At 65.7% G+C, this 17,194-nt stretch carries 14 protein-coding genes; 12 read left to right on the forward strand and 2 right to left on the reverse strand.

All coding sequences use genetic code 11. The features are described 5' to 3' along the window. The 4 genes from ACTHNR_RS26435 to ACTHNR_RS26450 all read left to right on the forward strand — a co-directional run. A partial coding sequence (locus ACTHNR_RS26435; RefSeq protein WP_440551772.1) for a 2Fe-2S iron-sulfur cluster-binding protein occupies positions 1-295 on the forward strand: 295 nt, incomplete at its 5' end. Positions 296-313: 18 nt separating this feature from the next. Then, positions 314-1,342 carry an FAD binding domain-containing protein gene (locus ACTHNR_RS26440; protein WP_440551773.1) on the forward strand — a complete coding sequence of 343 codons (1,029 nt, stop codon included), beginning with the start codon at positions 314-316 and terminating at the stop codon, positions 1,340-1,342. After that, complete coding sequence (locus tag ACTHNR_RS26445; protein ID WP_440551774.1) at positions 1,339-3,561, forward strand: xanthine dehydrogenase family protein molybdopterin-binding subunit; 2,223 nt, start codon at positions 1,339-1,341, stop codon at positions 3,559-3,561. The genes ACTHNR_RS26440 and ACTHNR_RS26445 overlap by 4 nt, the downstream gene beginning before the upstream one ends. 149 nt (positions 3,562-3,710) lie before the next feature. After that, positions 3,711-4,307: a nucleotidyltransferase family protein gene (locus tag ACTHNR_RS26450; RefSeq protein ID WP_440551776.1), complete on the forward strand. Its 597-nt coding sequence runs from the start codon at positions 3,711-3,713 to the stop codon at positions 4,305-4,307. Between the two features lie 37 nt (positions 4,308-4,344). Here the strand turns inward: ACTHNR_RS26450 and ACTHNR_RS26455 are convergent, their stop codons facing one another. Then, positions 4,345-5,373: a zinc-dependent alcohol dehydrogenase family protein gene (locus tag ACTHNR_RS26455; RefSeq protein ID WP_440551778.1), complete on the reverse strand. Its 1,029-nt coding sequence runs from the start codon at positions 5,371-5,373 to the stop codon at positions 4,345-4,347. 131 nt (positions 5,374-5,504) lie between these two features. On the opposite strand from ACTHNR_RS26455, the gene ACTHNR_RS26460 reads away from it, so the two are divergent. The 7 genes from ACTHNR_RS26460 (at position 5,505) to ACTHNR_RS26490 (ending at position 14,967) form a co-directional block, all read left to right on the forward strand. Further along, the gene (locus ACTHNR_RS26460) at positions 5,505-6,431 is read left to right on the forward strand and encodes a LysR family transcriptional regulator (protein ID WP_440551779.1); all 927 of its coding nucleotides are present in this window, start codon (positions 5,505-5,507) and stop codon (positions 6,429-6,431) included. A gap of 548 nt (positions 6,432-6,979) precedes the next feature. Further along, positions 6,980-7,849 carry a hypothetical protein gene (locus ACTHNR_RS26465; RefSeq protein WP_440551781.1) on the forward strand — a complete coding sequence of 290 codons (870 nt, stop codon included), beginning with the start codon at positions 6,980-6,982 and terminating at the stop codon, positions 7,847-7,849. Positions 7,850-8,051: 202 nt separating this feature from the next. Continuing rightward, the gene (locus ACTHNR_RS26470) at positions 8,052-9,593 is read left to right on the forward strand and encodes a methyl-accepting chemotaxis protein (protein WP_440551782.1); all 1,542 of its coding nucleotides are present in this window, start codon (positions 8,052-8,054) and stop codon (positions 9,591-9,593) included. 179 nt (positions 9,594-9,772) lie between these two features. After that, the gene (locus ACTHNR_RS26475; protein ID WP_440551784.1) at positions 9,773-11,569 is read left to right on the forward strand and encodes a peptidoglycan D,D-transpeptidase FtsI family protein; all 1,797 of its coding nucleotides are present in this window, start codon (positions 9,773-9,775) and stop codon (positions 11,567-11,569) included. 203 nt (positions 11,570-11,772) lie between these two features. Then, positions 11,773-12,873: a pyruvate dehydrogenase (acetyl-transferring) E1 component subunit alpha gene (gene pdhA, locus ACTHNR_RS26480; RefSeq protein ID WP_440551787.1), complete on the forward strand. Its 1,101-nt coding sequence runs from the start codon at positions 11,773-11,775 to the stop codon at positions 12,871-12,873. Continuing rightward, complete coding sequence (locus tag ACTHNR_RS26485; protein WP_440551789.1) at positions 12,866-13,849, forward strand: alpha-ketoacid dehydrogenase subunit beta; 984 nt, start codon at positions 12,866-12,868, stop codon at positions 13,847-13,849. The genes pdhA and ACTHNR_RS26485 overlap by 8 nt, the downstream gene beginning before the upstream one ends. Further along, positions 13,846-14,967, forward strand: coding sequence for a dihydrolipoamide acetyltransferase family protein (locus tag ACTHNR_RS26490; protein ID WP_440551791.1), 1,122 nt, complete (start codon positions 13,846-13,848; stop codon positions 14,965-14,967). Before ACTHNR_RS26485 ends, ACTHNR_RS26490 begins: the two co-directional genes overlap by 4 nt. A 35-nt stretch (positions 14,968-15,002) precedes the next feature. Here ACTHNR_RS26490 and ACTHNR_RS26495 read toward each other — a convergent pair whose 3' ends face one another. Beyond that, complete coding sequence (locus tag ACTHNR_RS26495) at positions 15,003-16,508, reverse strand: cryptochrome/photolyase family protein (RefSeq protein ID WP_440551793.1); 1,506 nt, start codon at positions 16,506-16,508, stop codon at positions 15,003-15,005. A gap of 259 nt (positions 16,509-16,767) precedes the next feature. On the opposite strand from ACTHNR_RS26495, the gene ACTHNR_RS26500 reads away from it, so the two are divergent. Beyond that, a complete protein-coding gene (locus ACTHNR_RS26500) occupies positions 16,768-16,923 on the forward strand; it encodes a DUF3309 family protein (RefSeq protein ID WP_440551794.1) in 156 nt (51 codons plus the stop codon). The last annotated feature ends 271 nt before the right edge of the window (positions 16,924-17,194 follow it).

Consider the following 17,194-nt stretch of genomic DNA (forward strand, 5'->3'; position numbering starts at 1 on the left):
CGTCACCGTCGAGGGGCTTGCCGAAGGCTCCGACCTCCATCCGCTCCAGAGCGCGTTCATCGAACGCGACGCCTTCCAATGTGGCTACTGCACCCCGGGGCAGCTGTGCTCCGCCACCGCGCTGCTCGACGAGTTTCGAGCCGGCGCCGTCAGCGCCGTCACGCGAGACGTGCGGACTCACCCAAGCGAGCTGACCGAAGACGAGATTCGCGAACGCATGAGCGGCAACATCTGCCGCTGCGGCGCTTATCCGAACATCGTCGCGGCCGTGCGTATCGTGCACGAACGCGGCTGACGCGAAAGGAGTCGACGCATGGAGGCAATCGCATACGAGCGTGCGGCGAACGTCGCCGACGCGGTCCGTTCGGCGCAAACGGCAGGCGTCGCGTTCATCGGCGGCGGGACCAATCTGCTCGATTTGATGAAGGGCGGCGTTGCGAGGCCGGTCAAGCTCGTCGACATCACGCATCTGAGCGATGACGGCCTCGATGCCGTACGAACGCGGCCGGACGGCGGCATTCGCATTGGCGCCCTCGTGCGCAACAGCGATGCGGCCGATCATCCCCTCGTGCGCGAGCGCTACCCGCTGCTCACGCAAGCCCTCGTAGCCGGCGCGTCGGCACAGTTGCGCAACATGGCGACGGTCGGCGGCAACCTGATGCAGCGCACACGCTGCCCCTACTTCTACGACGCGGCGTTTGCGGCATGCAACAAGCGCACGCCCGGAAGCGGATGCGCCGCGCAGGACGGTTACCAGCGCATGCATGCCATTCTCGGCGCGAGCGCGCAGTGCATCGCCGTCAATCCATCGGACATGAGCGTCGCACTCGCCGCGCTCGACGCGACGATCGAAGTCGTGGGGCCCGCGGGCGCTCGACGAATCCCCATCGGGGAATTCCATCGCCTGCCAGGCGATCGGCCCGACGTCGACACCGTGTTGCAGCCCGGCGAATTGATCACCTCCGTCGACCTGCCGCCTTGGTCGACGTCTTTGGCGGAGCACACGTATTACCTCAAGATTCGGGACCGAGCGAGCTATGCGTTCGCGCTCGTCTCGGTCGCCGCCGCGCTGCAAATGCAAGGCGAGAAGATCGCGGGCGTGCGCCTCGCACTCGGGGGCGTCGCCCACAAGCCTTGGCGGGCCGCCATCGCGGAAGGCCTGCTGACGGGACAGCCCCTCACGGACGCCAAGCTGCGTGAAGCCGCGGCCGCTCAATTGCGCGATGCGCGTCCGTTGCCCGGCAACCGCTTCAAAGTGCTGCTGGCCGAGCGCGCGATCGTACGCGCCCTGAACATCGCCGCCGGCCGCGAAAGCATCGGCGTGACGGGGGCGACAGCATGAATACGATCGGCCAACCGCTGGACCGCACCGACGGCATCCTCAAGGTCACGGGCAGAGCGCGGTATGCCGCGGAATTTCCGGCGGCCCATCTTGCGCATGCCGTGCTGGTCACGAGCACGATCGCGCACGGCCGTGTATCGGCGATCGATACGACACGCGCCGATGCAATGCCGGGCGTGCTGCTGGTCATGACCTCGCGCAACGCACCGCGCTTGCCCAACGACGGACGTCCCGAAGTCGCGCCGCCCGCGCAGCGTCGGCTGTCGCTGCTGCAAGATGGTGAAGTCCGCTACGACAACGAGCCGGTCGCCATCGTCGTCGCCGATACGCTCGAGCGCGCCGTCGATGCGGCGTCCAAACTTCGGATCGACTACGCACCCGCTACCCCTACGCTGGATTTTTCGCGGGAAAAGGCTCAGGGCCACGCGCCCGCCTCGATGATCGGCGGCAAAGCCGATACCGAACGCGGCGACATCGCGCACGGCCTGCATGCGGGCGCGGTGCGCATCGATGCGGTCTACACGACCCCGATGGAGCATCACAATCCCATGGAGCCTCACGCCGTCATGGCCTCATGGGACGGCCCGCGCTTGACCCTCTACGACACGACGCAAGGTGTAGGCAATGCGCGGCAAGCCGTCGCCACGTTCCTGGGCATCCCGCCGGACGATGTGCACATCATCTCGCCATTCGTCGGCGGGGGCTTCGGCTGCAAGGGCTCGGTGTGGTCGCACGTGGTGCTCTGTGCGATGGCCGCTCGCCAAGTGGGACGGCCCGTGCGGCTCGCGCTGACGCGTCCGCAAATGTTCGGGCCCGTGGGCGGCCGGCCCCACACCGAACAGCATCTCGTGCTCGCCGCGCGCGCGGACGGGACGCTGACCGGCATGCGGCACGACACGTATTCGAATACTTCCATGTTCGAGGACTGGACCGAAACATCGGGCCTCGTCACGCGCATGCTCTACGAAGTGCCGAACCTCGCGACATCGCACCGGCTCGTGCCGCTCAACGTCGGCACCCCGACGTTCATGCGCGCGCCCGGCGAGACGACCGGTTCGTTCGCGCTCGAATCGGCGCTCGACGAATTGGCCGTCGCATTGAAGATGGACCCCATCGCTTTGCGATTGAAGAACTACGCCGAAATCGATCCGCAGGAACATAAGCCTTGGTCGAGCAAGCAATTGCGCGACTGCTACCGCATGGGCGCCGAGCGATTCGGCTGGTCCAGGCGCACACCGGCGCCGCGCTCGATGCGCGACGGGGCGACACTGATCGGCATGGGCATGGCCACGGCCACGTATCCGGCCAGACGCAGCGAAGCATCCGCGCTCGCGCGCATCTTGCCCGACGGCACCGCGGTCGTGGCCTCGGGCACGCAGGATCTTGGCACCGGCACGTATACGGTCATGACGCAGGTTGCGGCCGATGCGCTAGGCTTCCCGCTGGAACGCGTGAGTTTCGCCCTCGGCGATTCGTCACTGCCGCACGCCCCCGTATCGGGCGGGTCGCAGTCGGTCGCCAGCGTTTCGCCCGCGGTAAAGGAAGCCGCCGCGTCAGCTCGCATGCGCTTGATCGACATGGCGCGCGAAGATAGCGCCTCCCCGCTGCACGGCATGGCCGCGGCCGATCTAGCCGTGGTGGACGGCTGGGTCGTCAGCCGCGCGGATGCCTCGCGCCGCGATCCCGCGGCGGCCATTCTTGCGCGAGCGGGTGGGCGACCGATCGAGGCACATGCCACGGCCAAGCGAGGTGAAGAAGCCAGCCGCTATTCGTTTCATTCGTTCGGCGCCGTATTCGTAGAAGTCCACATCGATGCGGCGCTCGGCACGATCCGCGTGCCGCGCATCGTCGCCGTGTACGACGTGGGCCAACTGCTGAACGAGAAGACGGGCAAGAGCCAACTGATCGGCGGCATCGTCTGGGGCGTAGGCGCGGCGCTCGAAGAAGCCAGCGAACTCGACGCGCGCTACGGGCGGATCGTCAACGCGAACCTGGCCGAGTACCACGTGCCGGTCAACGCCGACATCGGCACGATCGATGTCAGCGTGTTGAACGTGCCCGATCCGCATTTCAATGCGCTCGGGGCGCGCGGCATCGGCGAGATCGGGATCACCGGGGTGCCGGCGGCCATTGCGAATGCCGTCTACCACGCAACGGGCGTGCGCGTGCGCGACCTTCCCATTACGCTCGACAAAGTTTTGCAACCGGCCAGCGCTTGAACGGCGGCGCGGCCCTGCGTGAAGCAGCGGCAACTCGGCGGCGTGCCGACTGCGGAACGTGCTCGTGCCGAACGAAGATGCTTGCGCGGAGCGCGCGGCGCCCCGCACAATTGAACCCAACCTCATTTTCCCCTCGGGCACGCGCCGCTATGACCTACGCTTCATCCGCCACGGCGCTGCTGCTCGCGGCCGGCCGCGGGACACGCTTCGATCCCGAAGGCCTGCAGAACAAACTGCTCGCCCGCCTGCCGGATGGCACGCCCGTGGCCTGCGCCGCCGCCCATGCGTTGCTGACGACGCTCGCGCATGTCACCGCCGTTGTCCGGCCCGGCGATGAAGCCCTGGCGCATGCGCTGAACGAAACGGGCTGCGACGTGGTATTCGCGGCGCAAGCCGCACGCGGCATGGGCGCGAGTCTCGCCGCGGGAGTGCGCGCCACGCGCGACGCCGACGGCTGGATCGTCGCGCTGGCCGACATGCCCTGGGTCGCCCCCGCGACGATCGAAGCGATCGCGCGTCGCCTCGACGGCGGCGCGTCGATCGTCGCGCCCATCCATGGCGGGCGACGAGGACATCCGGTCGGTTTCGGCGCCATGCACGGCGAGGCCCTCTCGTTGCTCGACGGCGATGTCGGCGCGCGTGCGCTGCTCGCGACACACGACGTGACGTCGATCGATGTGGACGACGCCGGCATACTGGCCGACATCGACACTCACGCCGACTTGCACCGCCAACGGCCGTCGTAGCAAATTCGGCTGCAACGACGACTGCGGCTACCGGGCGTCAATGCATCTTGACGACGATCTTGCCGAATGCGCCGCGCTTCAAATGCTCCAGCGCCTGCGGCAATTGATCCGCGGCATAGCAGGCATCCACGACGGGCTTCAACGCGAGCCCATCCACGGCGCGCACGAGTTCTTCCAATGCGCGCCGATGTCCCACACCGATACCTTGAATCACGGGCCTCGTCAAAAACGACGGCACGCTCGGGAAGGTCATCGAGTGCTCGCCGAGCACGCCGATCAACGAGATGCGTCCGCCTTGCCGTAACGCACGCAGCGAGGCGGCGAGATTATCGCCGCCGGCCAGCTCGAAGATATGGTCGACGCCGCGCCCGCCCGTCAACGCGCGCGCCTCTATGTCCCACTGCGGGTGCGCGTTTCGATCGATGACATGCGATGCACCCAGCGCAAGCGCACGGCGGCGCTTGTCCTCACTGCCTGTCGTGACGATGACTTGCGCGCCGTGCGCCCGCGCGAGTTGCAAGCCGAACAGCGCGACGCCGCCCGTACCCTGCACGAGGACTGTCTGCCCCGCTCGCAAGCCGCCTTTTTCAACGAGCGCGAACCAGGCCGTCAGCCCCGCGCACGGCAGCGTGCTGGCCTGCACGGCGTCGAGGGTGCTGGGCGCCGGCACGAGCCAGTCTTCATGCAGGACCAGGTACTGCGCGAGCGCACCAGGCAGCGACCCGCCGAGCACCCTCGCCGTGGCCGGCCATTCGCCGTCGAGCCAGCCGGCCCAGAACGTGCCGATGACAGCATCGCCCTCGCGAAAGCGCGTCACGCGCGCCCCGGACGCCACGACGACGCCGGCTAAGTCCGAGCCGGGCGTGCACGGGAACGGCATTGCCGCCCCGTCCTCGCCTTGTATGACCCCGAGATCGCGGTAGTTGAGCGACACGGCCTCGACTCGCACGAGCACTTCGTGTTCGCCGAAGCTCGGTAGCGGCGCGGACTCCAACCGCAAATGTTCCACGCCGGGGCTCGTAACCGTCCATTTTTTCATCGTCGAATTCGCCAAGCTCATCTTCATACTCCTATAACGGATAGATCGATGAAGAGGAGCTTAACGACGAACAATTGTCTCTAGTGACGGCAAATTTTCGTTTGATTGTAGACTTCGTGGAATCAATGCATCCGACCACGCTACCCGCGTCCAACACCATGACCGATCGACTGACAGGCGTATCCGCGTTCGTTCAGGCTGCCGAGGCCGGCAGCTTCGCCCTCGCGGCCGAGCGACTTCACCTCACGCGTTCGGCCGTAGGTAAAAGCATCGCGCGGCTGGAGGAACGCCTCGGCACGCGGCTCTTCCTGCGCACGACGCGGCGTCAAACGTTGACGGCCGACGGACAGGCGTTTTACGACCATTGCGTGCGCGCACTGGCCGAACTCGATGCGGGCGAAGCGGCGCTCAACGCCGCGCGGTTGTCGCCGCAAGGCCGGCTGCACGTCAGCGCGCCAGTGCTGTTCGGCAGGCGCTGCGTCGCACCTGTACTGCTCGAACTCGCCTCGCGTTATCCGAAGCTCGAATTGCAGATGACATTGACCGATCGCGTGATCGATCTCGTCGACGAAAACATCGACCTCGTTCTGCGCAGCGGGCCGTTGCGCGATGCGCCGGCTGATCTCGTCGCACGCAAGCTGGGGGAGCAGACGATGAGGTTGTGCGCCAGTCCCGACTATCTAGCACGCCACGGCACGCCGCGGACGGTGGGCGAACTCGACGGTCACCATGGCGTGCTCTATGCATCGGGCAGGCGGGACGCCGCCTGGCCGCTCGCGGACGATACGGCGGACATGCGCGGCGTGACGATGAAACACCGGCTGCGCTTCGACGATTTGGAGACGATCGTCGCCGCCGTCAAAGCGGGAGCGGGCATCGCGCGTTTGCCGTGCTGGCTCATCGCCGACGATGTGCGCGAAGGTTCGCTGGTTCAAATCTTGGCCGACGCGCCGGGCCCTCGTATCGACATGCATCTCGCCTGGCGCCGCACGCGGCATTTACCCACGCGCGTGCGCATTGCGATCGACATCCTCACGGCGCGCCTGCCCGCCGTTTTGGCGATCGGGGCAGAGGCGGACGACTAGCGCCGTGGCGCGGCGCTAACGGATGGCGTATAAAAGAAGCAGCCGCAACGACGCCTCGGGTGTGCCCGTCACCGCCAACGAAACGCATACGCCATGGACTATCGCATGCATACCACGCCGATCCCCGACCCTCTCGCGGACCCAACACGCGACCCCGAGGGCGAGCCGATCATCCCTCCCGCGCCGGGCCACCACAACGACGAGCCGCAGCGGCCGGAAGGTCCGCCGGATAAAAACCCCTCGCAGGCCTGACGGGCTTCGTCCCCAAGCTGATCGTGTTGCCGCACCGATGCGCCGGGCGCGGCGCATGAGGCCCCTACTCGCCGATGAATTCAGAAAGCGCTTACTGCGTAACCGCAAGCGTGCACGTTCAGTTCGTCCCTTTTCCATCCCCCCAATTCGCTTCGCCTTCTTTTCCCTCGCGTAGAACAACCCTCCAAAACCATGCAGCCTTGCGCAAATCTACGAATATCGTGTGCCCGGTTTTTGTCGAAATCCCTCAAAGTATCGGCCACTCAACCACGACCAACACCCGGAGGAACGCTTACGTGGCCGTCAATTTCGATCGCAGCGGTTTGTGCTATGTGAACCCCGTCGACGCAACACAGCACGCACTTCAAACCTATCTCGCGACAGCCGGTGCGAAACCCGATGCCCCCGATGCAAAGGGAGGATCGAATGCAGTCAGCGCCCTGCGCGGCGCGGAGCGCGATCTGCTCGATTCCGTTCGACAAGGGTTGTTCAAGTACTACCGCCAAGACGTCAATCAAAACGCGACCATCGAGCAGATGGAAGGCGACCAAGACGGCATGCGCACGGCGGAAGACGATTTAATCGGGCATCTCGACGTCAACGCACTCGGTCCGAAGCAAGTCGACGACGGAATGAACGCCATCGATTACGCGACGAAAACATTGAGCGTCGAGCACGATGTCGCGCAAGCCGAACTGAAGGCGTCGCCGAAGGATCCGAACAGTGCGGCGGCGACGTCGGCAGGCCTCGGCGCACTCATCGGAACGTACGACTCGCTCGATACGGGTCTGCTGCCCGACGACGCCGGCGCGTTCTTGAGCCAAAGCCCGGTCGTGCAGGACCTGCTCGCCCGCGCGCAATCCGTCGGATGCGCGACGAGCCCGCAATTGCGAAGCCTCCAAACGACGATGGCCAACATCGCCTCATTCGCCGATGAAAACGCCGCAGGCATCGAAAAAGAGCGTGCCGATGGCGGCATCTCGACGTCGTCGCTGCTTTCGCCCGTCATGCGTGAGGCGTTGCAAGGCAGCTATGTCGACCTAGGCGAAGCGCTCGGGCAGTTCACACCGGAGAACTGGCGGCAAGGTGCGCAGGCTTTCGATCGCATGGTGGGCGGATCCGATTCGATCGCCGGCGTCAAGCCGCCCGCGAGCGAGAGCGTTTAACCGCGCCAATAGGCTATCGGCCTCGGCGCGTGCCTTTCTAGGCCGCGCCAGCACGCGCCACTCCTTATCCAGTCAGGGTTTCCCCCTCTGCGCCGCTTGAAACGATACGTCGATATACCGGGCACGCGCGGCTTCATCCTATGCATTTCCTCTGATGAAGCCGTTGACCGATCGACCATTCGTGAGCGACACAATGCGGAAAATGACTTTAAATCGACGGCTTGGATCGATGATTGCGGTCCTGTGGACCGGCCTCATCTTGATCGGCATCGCGGGCGTGTGGCAGAACCGCACCTCGATGATCGAAGATCGCAAGGATCGTCTCGTCGCGCTCGTGCAAGAGGCGACGAGCATCGCCCAGCACTACTACGACGCCTCGCAGCAGCACGCGATGAGCGAGGAAGACGCCAAGAAGCAGGCGCTGCAGGCCATCGGCATCTTGCGCTACGGCGAGGACGGCTATTACTCGATCAACGATTCGCAAGCGGTCATGCTGATGCACCCGATCAAGCCGCAGCTGGTCGGCAAAAATCTGGCGGATTTCACCGACCCCGCAGGCAACCATCTGTTCCTCGACATCGTCAAGGCCTCCCGACAAGAGCATGGCGGCTTCATTCATTACCTCTGGTCGAAACCCGGCAGTGAGACGCCCGTCTCGAAGCTGTCGTACGGGCTGCGTTTCGCCCCCTGGGATTGGGACATCGTCACCGGCATGTACATGGACGATGTCAACGCGGCGTTCGTTTCCAACATCGTTCGCTGGGCAATCATCATCGGCGTGCTCGGCGCGCTGGCCACGGTGGCCATGATGCTGCTGCTGCGCAGCGTACGACGCGGGCTCGGCGGCGACCTCGAAGTGGCCGTGCAGACCACACAGCGCATCGCCAGCGGCGACTTGACCATGCGCATCCCCGTTCATCAAAACGACGAGACGAGCCTCATGGCGGCGCTCTCGCAGATGCAGGCGGGCTTGGCCGATGCCGTCGCGCGCGTTCGTGCCGGCACCGAAAACATCAACGTGGGCGCGAGCGAAATCGCGGCGGGCAACACCGATCTGTCGCAGCGCACGGAGCAGCAAGCCGCCGCCCTCGTCGAAACGGCGTCGAGCATGGACGAGATGACCTCGAACGTGAAGATGAACGCGGATAGCGCCTCGCAAGCAGCGAAGCTCGCGGAGCAAGCCGCCGACGTCGCCACGCGCGGCAGCAGCGTCGTCGACGACGTCGTGCGGACGATGACCGAAATCACATCGAGCTCGCAGAAGATCGGCGACATCATCGGCGTCATCGACGGCATCGCGTTCCAGACGAACATCCTCGCGCTCAACGCGGCGGTCGAAGCGGCGCGCGCCGGCGAGCAAGGACGCGGCTTCGCCGTCGTCGCCTCGGAAGTGCGCAGCCTCGCTCAGCGTTCGGCCACTGCCGCCAAGGAGATCAAGGCGCTCATCGAATCGTCGACGAACACCGTCGATCAAGGCGCCGCGCTCGTGGCGAACGCCGGTTCGACGATGGGCGAAATCGTGCAATCGGTTCGCCGCGTCAACGAGATTCTCGAAGAGATCAGCCACGCCTCGCGCGAGCAAAGCGCGGGCATCGAGCAGGTCAATCGCGCCGTCGGCGAAATGGACAAGGTGACGCAGCAAAACGCGGCGCTCGTCGAACAAGCCGCCGCCGCCGCGCAATCGCTGAAGGATCAGGCGAGTGTCCTGCGCGAAGCGATTTCGGGATTCTCGCTGCCGGCCTAGTCCTCGCCCCGTCCGCCGTTTTCAACCGGTTCACCCGGCTCACCCGACCGCCGCACTTCGCGGCGGTTTTGTTTTTTGGGGTGGGCTTTGCCTTGCCGTTCGCCTCGATCATTACAATTTGTTTACAATACGAGCCCGCGCCGCCCGGCGCCTTCGTTCATGACGCTCGCCCCCCCTCGATGACCGAACCGCACAGAAAACGGCCCGCCCCCTACTCGCCCGGGCCGGGCGCTTCAGAAGCCCTGCTCGCCCCCGGGTGGCATAAAAGACGGTCCACACTGCTGATGGCCGTCATCACGCTGGCCTTCGCCGGTCTTGCCGCGCGCGCGGGCTGGGTGCAAATCGTCGAACACGAATTCCACGTGGCGCAAGGCGAGAAGCGCCATCGGCAAATGCTCGAACTCGACGCGCGGCGTGGGCCCATCGTGGATCGCCATGGCGCATTGCTGGCCGTCAGCCTCACCACATACGAAATCTGGGTCGAGCCTCAGCGTGTCGAACGCGCGTTGCTCGAACCGCTCGCGCAGGCATTGGCGATGTCGCCGGCACAATTGCGCGCACGGCTCGATACCGGCCGTCCCAACGTTCTGCTCAAGCGACACGTCGATGCGCAAACGGCGAACCGCATCGCGGCGCTCGGCCTTGCAGGCATCACGCAAGTCGCGTCGTCGAAGCGCTTCTACCCCGAAGGCGAATCGGCTGCACACGTCGTCGGCCTGACCGATGTCGACGACGTCGGGCAAGAAGGCATCGAGCTCGCATCCGACACGCTGCTCGCCGGCGAGCCCGGCACGCGCGAAGTCATACGCGACCGGCTCGGGCGCATCGTTTCCGACCTGCGCCCGCTGGTGCCCGCACGACCAGGGCAGACCGTGCGCCTCACGATCGACCGTCGAATCCAGCAACTCGCGTTCGCGCAGCTACAGGTTGCGCTCGAACGCCATCGCGCGCAGGCCGGCAGCGTCGTGGTCCTCGACGCGGGCACCGGCGAAATCCTCGCGCTCGCCAATGCGCCGTCGTTCGACCCGAATTCCCGCGCCGTCCTGACCGCGCGGACGATGCGCAATCGTGCGGTGATCGACACGTTCGAACCGGGTTCGACGATCAAGCCGCTCGCGATCGCGACCGCGCTCGACGCCGGGCACGTTCGCCCCGAGACGTTGATCGATACGGCCCCCGGCAGCTATCGGATCGGAGGCTATACGATCCATGACACGTCCGATCACGGCACGGTGAGCGTGGCGCGAGCACTGGCCACGTCGAGCAACATCGCGCTCGCTAAGATCGCTCTCACGTTGCCGCCCGAAACGCTGTGGACGGCCTACCGCCAGTACGGCATCGGGCTCGCACCGCCACTGCCGTTCCCGGGCGTGGCCGCGGGCACATTGCGTCCGTGGCGGCGGTGGCGACCGGTCGAGCAGGCGACGATGGGATATGGCTACGGGTTGTCCACTTCACTGCTGCAAATGGCGCAAGCGTATACGCCGTTGGCGGGCGACGGCACGCTGCGGCCCGCGAGCCTCGTGGCCCGCAATGAAAGCGACGAGGGCGACGAAGCCGGCGCAAGCGCCGACCGCGAGCCGGCGAACGCAAGCGACGCAACCGCGCTCGCGGGCGTACGCGTCACGGGCGAACGCACGGCCGCCGCGCTGCGGACCATGTTGGAAGCGGCGACGCTCGAAGGCGGCACCGGTCGCGCCGCACGCGTGGAGGGCTATCGCGTCGGCGGCAAAACGGGGACCGCCTGGAAACATGCCGGAGCCGGCTACGCGAAGGGCAAATACCGCTCACTGTTCGTCGGCATTGCACCGATCGACGCGCCTCGGCTCATCGTCGCCGTGATGATCGACGAGCCGACGGGTCCGTCCTACTACGGCGGCGCGGTGGCCGGCCCTGTGTTTGCGGCCATCGCCGGCGGTGCGCTGCAATTGCTCGGGGTGCCCCCCAGCGTACAGGCGGCGGCGCCCGACGCCTGAGCGCCTGCCGACCGCTTGCACGTCGCCGCGTATTTGTCGGCGGAATACGCATTTTTTGGCCCATCCGACATTCGGTGCGGCGCCGCGTGATGCGACGCGCGCATGACGATGCCCGGACCTTGTTTTCAGTCGCAAACGTACTAACGTTCTACCAAGAAACAAAAGCTGCATCATCGGCGAGGCGCTCATCGAGGACATCGATCATGACCACGGTCGCCAGCTTTCATATCGAGTACACCCGGTTTCTCGATGCTGACGGCGTACCGATACTTCCCCTGCCCGATTTCGCCCAGAACCCGGACACGCTGATCGGGTTTTATCGCGCCATGACGCTCACGCGCGCGTTCGACGCGAAAGCGGTGGCGCTGCAGCGTACGGGCAAGCTCGGCACATTCGCATCTTCGGTGGGACAGGAGGCGATCGGTGTCGGACTGGCATCGGCCATGCACCCCGAAGACGCGCTCTTTCCCTCGTACCGAGACCACGCGGCGCAATTGCTGCGCGGCGTCACGATGGCCGAGAGCCTGCTCTATTGGGGCGGCGACGAGCGCGGAAGCTGCTTCGCCGCCGCGCCGCACGATTTTCCGAATTGCGTGCCGATCGGCACGCAGGTGTGCCATGCGGCGGGCGCGGCGTACGCGTTTCGTCTGCGCGGCGAGGCCCGGGCAGCCGTGGCGATCGTCGGCGACGGCGGCACGTCGAAAGGCGACTTCTACGAAGCCATGAACATGGCGGGCGTGTGGCAAGCGCCGCTCGTGATCGTCGTCAACGACAACCAATGGGCGATCTCCGTGCCGCGCGAGCGTCAAACCGCTGCTCGGACGTTGGCGCAAAAGGCGATCGCAGCCGGCATCGAGGGCCGACAGGTCGACGGCAACGACGTGATCGCCGTGCACGAAGCGGCGCGCGTCGCCCTCGTCAAAGCACGAGGCGGCGGCGGACCCACGTTGATCGAAGCGCTGAGCTACCGCCTGGGCGATCACACGACAGCCGACGACGCCACGCGTTATCGCGATCCGGAACTCGTCGCCAAGATGTGGCAGGGCGAGCCCATCGTCCGCCTGCGCAAGTATTTGCTCGCCCAGCACGCTTGGGACAAGGCGCGTGAGGACGCGCTCGTCCAAGATTGCCAACGGGCGGTCGACGCCGGCGTACAAGCCTATCTCGCCGTCGAACCGCCCGAGGTATCGGCGATGTTCGATCATCTCTACGCGTCGTTGCCGCATGCGTTGGACGACCAATTGGAAACCGCGCGGCACTACGCCGGGCAGTTTTCGAACGACGCGGAGCATGGTCATGGCTGATCTGGCGTTGGTCGAAGCGGTCAACCTCGCCTTGGCTCACGCGCTCGAGCACGATCCGTCGGTCGTGCTGCTCGGCGAGGACATCGGCGCGAACGGCGGCGTGTTTCGCGCAACCGTGGGATTGCAGGCGCGCTACGGCGCGCAGCGCGTCGTCGATACGCCGCTCGCAGAGTGCGGCATCGCCGGCACGGCGGTCGGCATGGCCGCGATGGGCCTGCGTCCCGTCGCCGAGATCCAGTTCACGGGATTCATCTATCCCATCATCGATCACATGCTCAATCATGCGGCGCGTCTGCGTCATCGCACGCGCGGCCGCTTGAGTTGCCCGCTTGTGATTCGCTCGCCGTGCGGCGCGGGCATTCACGCGCCGGAGCATCACTCCGAAAGCCCCGAGGCCCTGTTCGCGCATATTCCGGGCTTGCGCGTCGTGATGCCGTCTTCGCCCGCGCGCGCGTATGGGCTGCTGCTCGCGGCGGTGCGCGACCCCGATCCCGTCATCTTCTTGGAGCCGACGCGGCTCTATCGCTTGTTCAAACAAAGTGTCGAAGACAACGGCGAGGCATTGCCGCTCGACACCTGTTTCACGCTGCGCGAAGGCACGGACGTCACGCTCGTATCGTGGGGCGCGATGCTTCAGGAAGTTCTTCGGAGCGCAGATCAACTGGCCGACGAAGGCGTCGCAGCCGAAGTCATCGACGTGGCGACGCTCAAACCGCTCGACATCGACACGATCTTGGCGTCCGTCGCGAAGACTGGGCGCTGCGTCATCGTCCACGAGGCGCCGCGCACGTGCGGTCTCGGGGCCGAGATCGCGGCGGCGATCGCCGAGCGCGGCCTTTATTCATTGCTCGCGCCCATTGAGCGCGTGACCGGTTATGACGTCGTCGTGCCGCTATTCAGACTAGAGGCGCAATACATGCCGAGCGTCGCGCGCATCGTGAGCGCCGTCCGAAAAACGCTCGAGGCGTCATCATGAATATCTTCAAGCTGCCCGATCTAGGAGAAGGCTTGCAGGAAGCGGAGATCGTGCAATGGCACGTGAAGGCCGGCGACGAAGTCAAAGCCGATCAACCGATCGTGTCGGTCGAAACGGCCAAGGCGATCGTCGACATTCCATCCCCGCAGGCCGGACGTATCGCAAAACTGTACGGCGACAAGGGCGACATCGTGCATTTGGGCGCGGCGCTGGTCGGCTTCGAAGGCGCAGGCGGCCAAGCCGATACGGGCACCGTCGTCGGCCGCATGGAAACGAGCGAGCGCGTCGTGCACGAAGCCGCTCCGCCCGTTGCCGCACCGTTCGGCCTCAGCGTCGGAACGGCCTCGGTCAAGGCGACGCCGGCGGTGCGCGCGCTGGCGCGCAAACTCGATATCGATTTGACGATGGTGATGCCCACGGGGCCGGACGGCATCGTCACGTCGAGCGATATCGAGCGCACCGCGAAACTCTTGGCCGAGCTGGGTCCGCCCGAACAGCTGCGCGGCGTGCGGCGCGCGATGGCGCAGAACATGGCGCAAGCGCAGAGCGAAGTGGCGGCGGCAACCGTCATCGACGATGCCGATATCGGAGCGTGGCGGCCTGGCGCCGACGTCACGATCCGGCTCATCCGCGCGTTAGTGGCGGGGTGCCGCGCCCAGCCGGGGCTCAACGCGTGGTTCGACGGACGCAGCGCAAGGCGGCGCATATTGGCGAAAATCGACGTCGGCATTGCCGTGGACTTGCCCGACGGCTTGTTCGTCCCCGTTCTGCGCGATGTCGCCCATCGCGATGCAGCCGACCTGCGCGCCGGCCTCGACCGCATGCGCGCAGATGTGCGTGCTCGCAAGATTCCGCCGGAGGAGATGCGCGGCAATACGATCACGCTCTCGAACTTCGGGATGATCGCGGGAAAATACGCGGCGCCGATCGTCGTGCCGCCCACGGTGGCCATTCTCGGCGCCGGGCGCGTGCATGACGCCGTCGTCGCCACGGAAGGCAAACCTGCCGTTCACGCGGTCTTGCCGCTCAGCTTGACGTTCGATCATCGCGTCGTCACAGGCGGCGAGGCCGCGCGGTTCTTGGCGGCGGTCATCGGGGACTTGGAATCGGCGGATTGAAGTTCCGCTGCAACCGTGCATGGCGCGACGGGCGTTCAATCGTCGTCCGCCGCGTCCCGTCCCACGGCCTCTTGATACCGCTTCAGCGTCGACGCCCTCGCCTTGGCATGGTCGACGATCGGCAACGGATAGTCGCGCCCAGGGATGAAGCCGACCTCGGCCAGTTCCTCGGGCGCGGCAAGCCAAGGCGCGTGGATCCATTTCGGCGGCACCGCAGCCAGTTCCGGCACGTAGCGCTTGATGAAGCGTCCCTCCGGGTCGTACTGCTTCGATTGCGTAACGGGATTGAAGATGCGAAACCACGGCTGCGCATCGCACCCCGTCGATGCCGCCCACTGCCAGCCGCCGTTGTTCGCGGCGAGATCGAAATCGTTGAGCCACTCTGCGAAATGCGCTTCGCCCAAGCGCCAATCGATGCCCAGATCCTTGGCGAGGAAGCTGGCCGTCACCATGCGCAGGCGATTGTGCATGTAGCCCGTTTGCACGAGCTGGCGCATCGCCGCATCGACGAGCGGATATCCCGTTCTTCCTTCGCACCACGCTTCGAATTGCGCGTCTGCCGCAGGCCCGGTCTCCCAACGCAACGCGTCATACTCAGGCTTGAACGATGCGCCTTCGGCCACGCTGGGATTGGTCGCGAGCACCATGAAAAAGAAGTCCCGCCAGACGAGTTCGGAGAGCCACGTGCTTGCGCCGGCGCCGTGCGGCTGGAGCGTCAGCGCGTGGGCTGCCCTGACGAGGGTGCGAATCGAGATCGTGCCGAACCGCAAGTGCGCCGACAAATAGCTCGGCCCTTTAACGGCCGGGAAATCGCGCTGCTGGTCGTATCGATCGATGCGGCTCATGAAATCGTCGAACAGACGCGCGGCCCCGCGCATGCCGGTCGGCAGCTTCAACGTGGGCAGATCGCTCGGCGCGAAGCCGAGATCGACCACGCTAGGCCAGTTCCCACGCAGGCCTTCGGGCGGTGCACACAGCTGCCCGTCCCGCGGTTCGACCGCGCAAGGCGCGACATCCGTCGGCGCAAGCCGCGCCAACCAGGCGCGCTTATACGGAGTGAAAACCGTATAAGGCTTGCCTTGCTTATTGAGGATCTCGTGATGCTCGAAGATGACGTGATCCCTGAACGCCGCGAACGAGCGCCCCGCCGATTCGAGTCGACGGCCTACCGCGTCGTCGCGGGCAATCGCGGCTGGCTCGTAGTCGCGATTGGCGCATACGAGGTCGACGTCGAGCGCTTCGGCTAACCGTGGAATCTCCTCGAGCGGGTCGCCGTGGATCACGATCAACTCGCCGCCATGCTTCCTCAGCGCGCGATCGAGTTCGGCCAAGGCCGCCATGATGAAATCGATGCGCCGGTCCGTCGGCGCTTCGCTTGGCCGACGTTCGAGTTTGCGCCGCAGCAAGGGCTCGAGGATCGTCGTGTCGAATACGAACACGCACCATACGTGCCGCGCTGCATCGAGCGCCCGGCTCAATGCCGCGTGATCGTCGCAACGCAAGTCGCGCCGAAACCAGACAAGCGCCCGCTCCGCCGTCATCGCTTTCCTCTGAGCCGTGCCCCGGCGCCCCGGCGGGGTTCATGGGCTCGCCGTGTCCGTATGTCCAGACATATCGCCATAACGCATTCCGTTTGTAATGTCGACGAACGCACGACTATACCGGCGCCTTGCGAAAAAGTCCCCGACCGCGCCAGCACAGGCCCCAACGCGCCCAACGACCCGCCCGGCATACAAGTTGCGGGTCGGATACTTAGCGGCTTTGCGCCGCGCGTGTTCAACTACTCCAAGCGAGGGCGTTATGTTAGGCACGATCTTACTCATCATCCTCATCCTGCTGCTGATCGGCGCATTTCCTGCCTGGCCGCATAGCCGCGGATGGGGCTATGCGCCGAGCGGGACGCTCGGTCTCATCGTCGTCATCGTCGTCATCCTGGTCGTACTCGGTCGAATTTAGCCGCGCCAAGCCGGGCACGTCGCATGCACGTTCCCTCGCCGTCGATGGCGAGCCGGAACGGACATGCGAATCGCACAAGTTTCCCCCTCCACGAACGGGCGCCGCCCAAAGCTTAGGGCGGCACTTCGCCGCCTTCGCACCCCGTCCGCCGCTTCGCTCGAAGGAGCTTGATCATGCGATTCGTTGCGCTCGCAACCGATTACGACAATACGATCGCCACCGACGGCCAAGTCGCCGATCATACCTGGGCGGCCTTGGAACGGCTGCGCCA

Origin of the sequence: Trinickia sp., from assembly GCF_051954495.1 — a bacterium.
Classification (GTDB): domain Bacteria; phylum Pseudomonadota; class Gammaproteobacteria; order Burkholderiales; family Burkholderiaceae; genus Trinickia.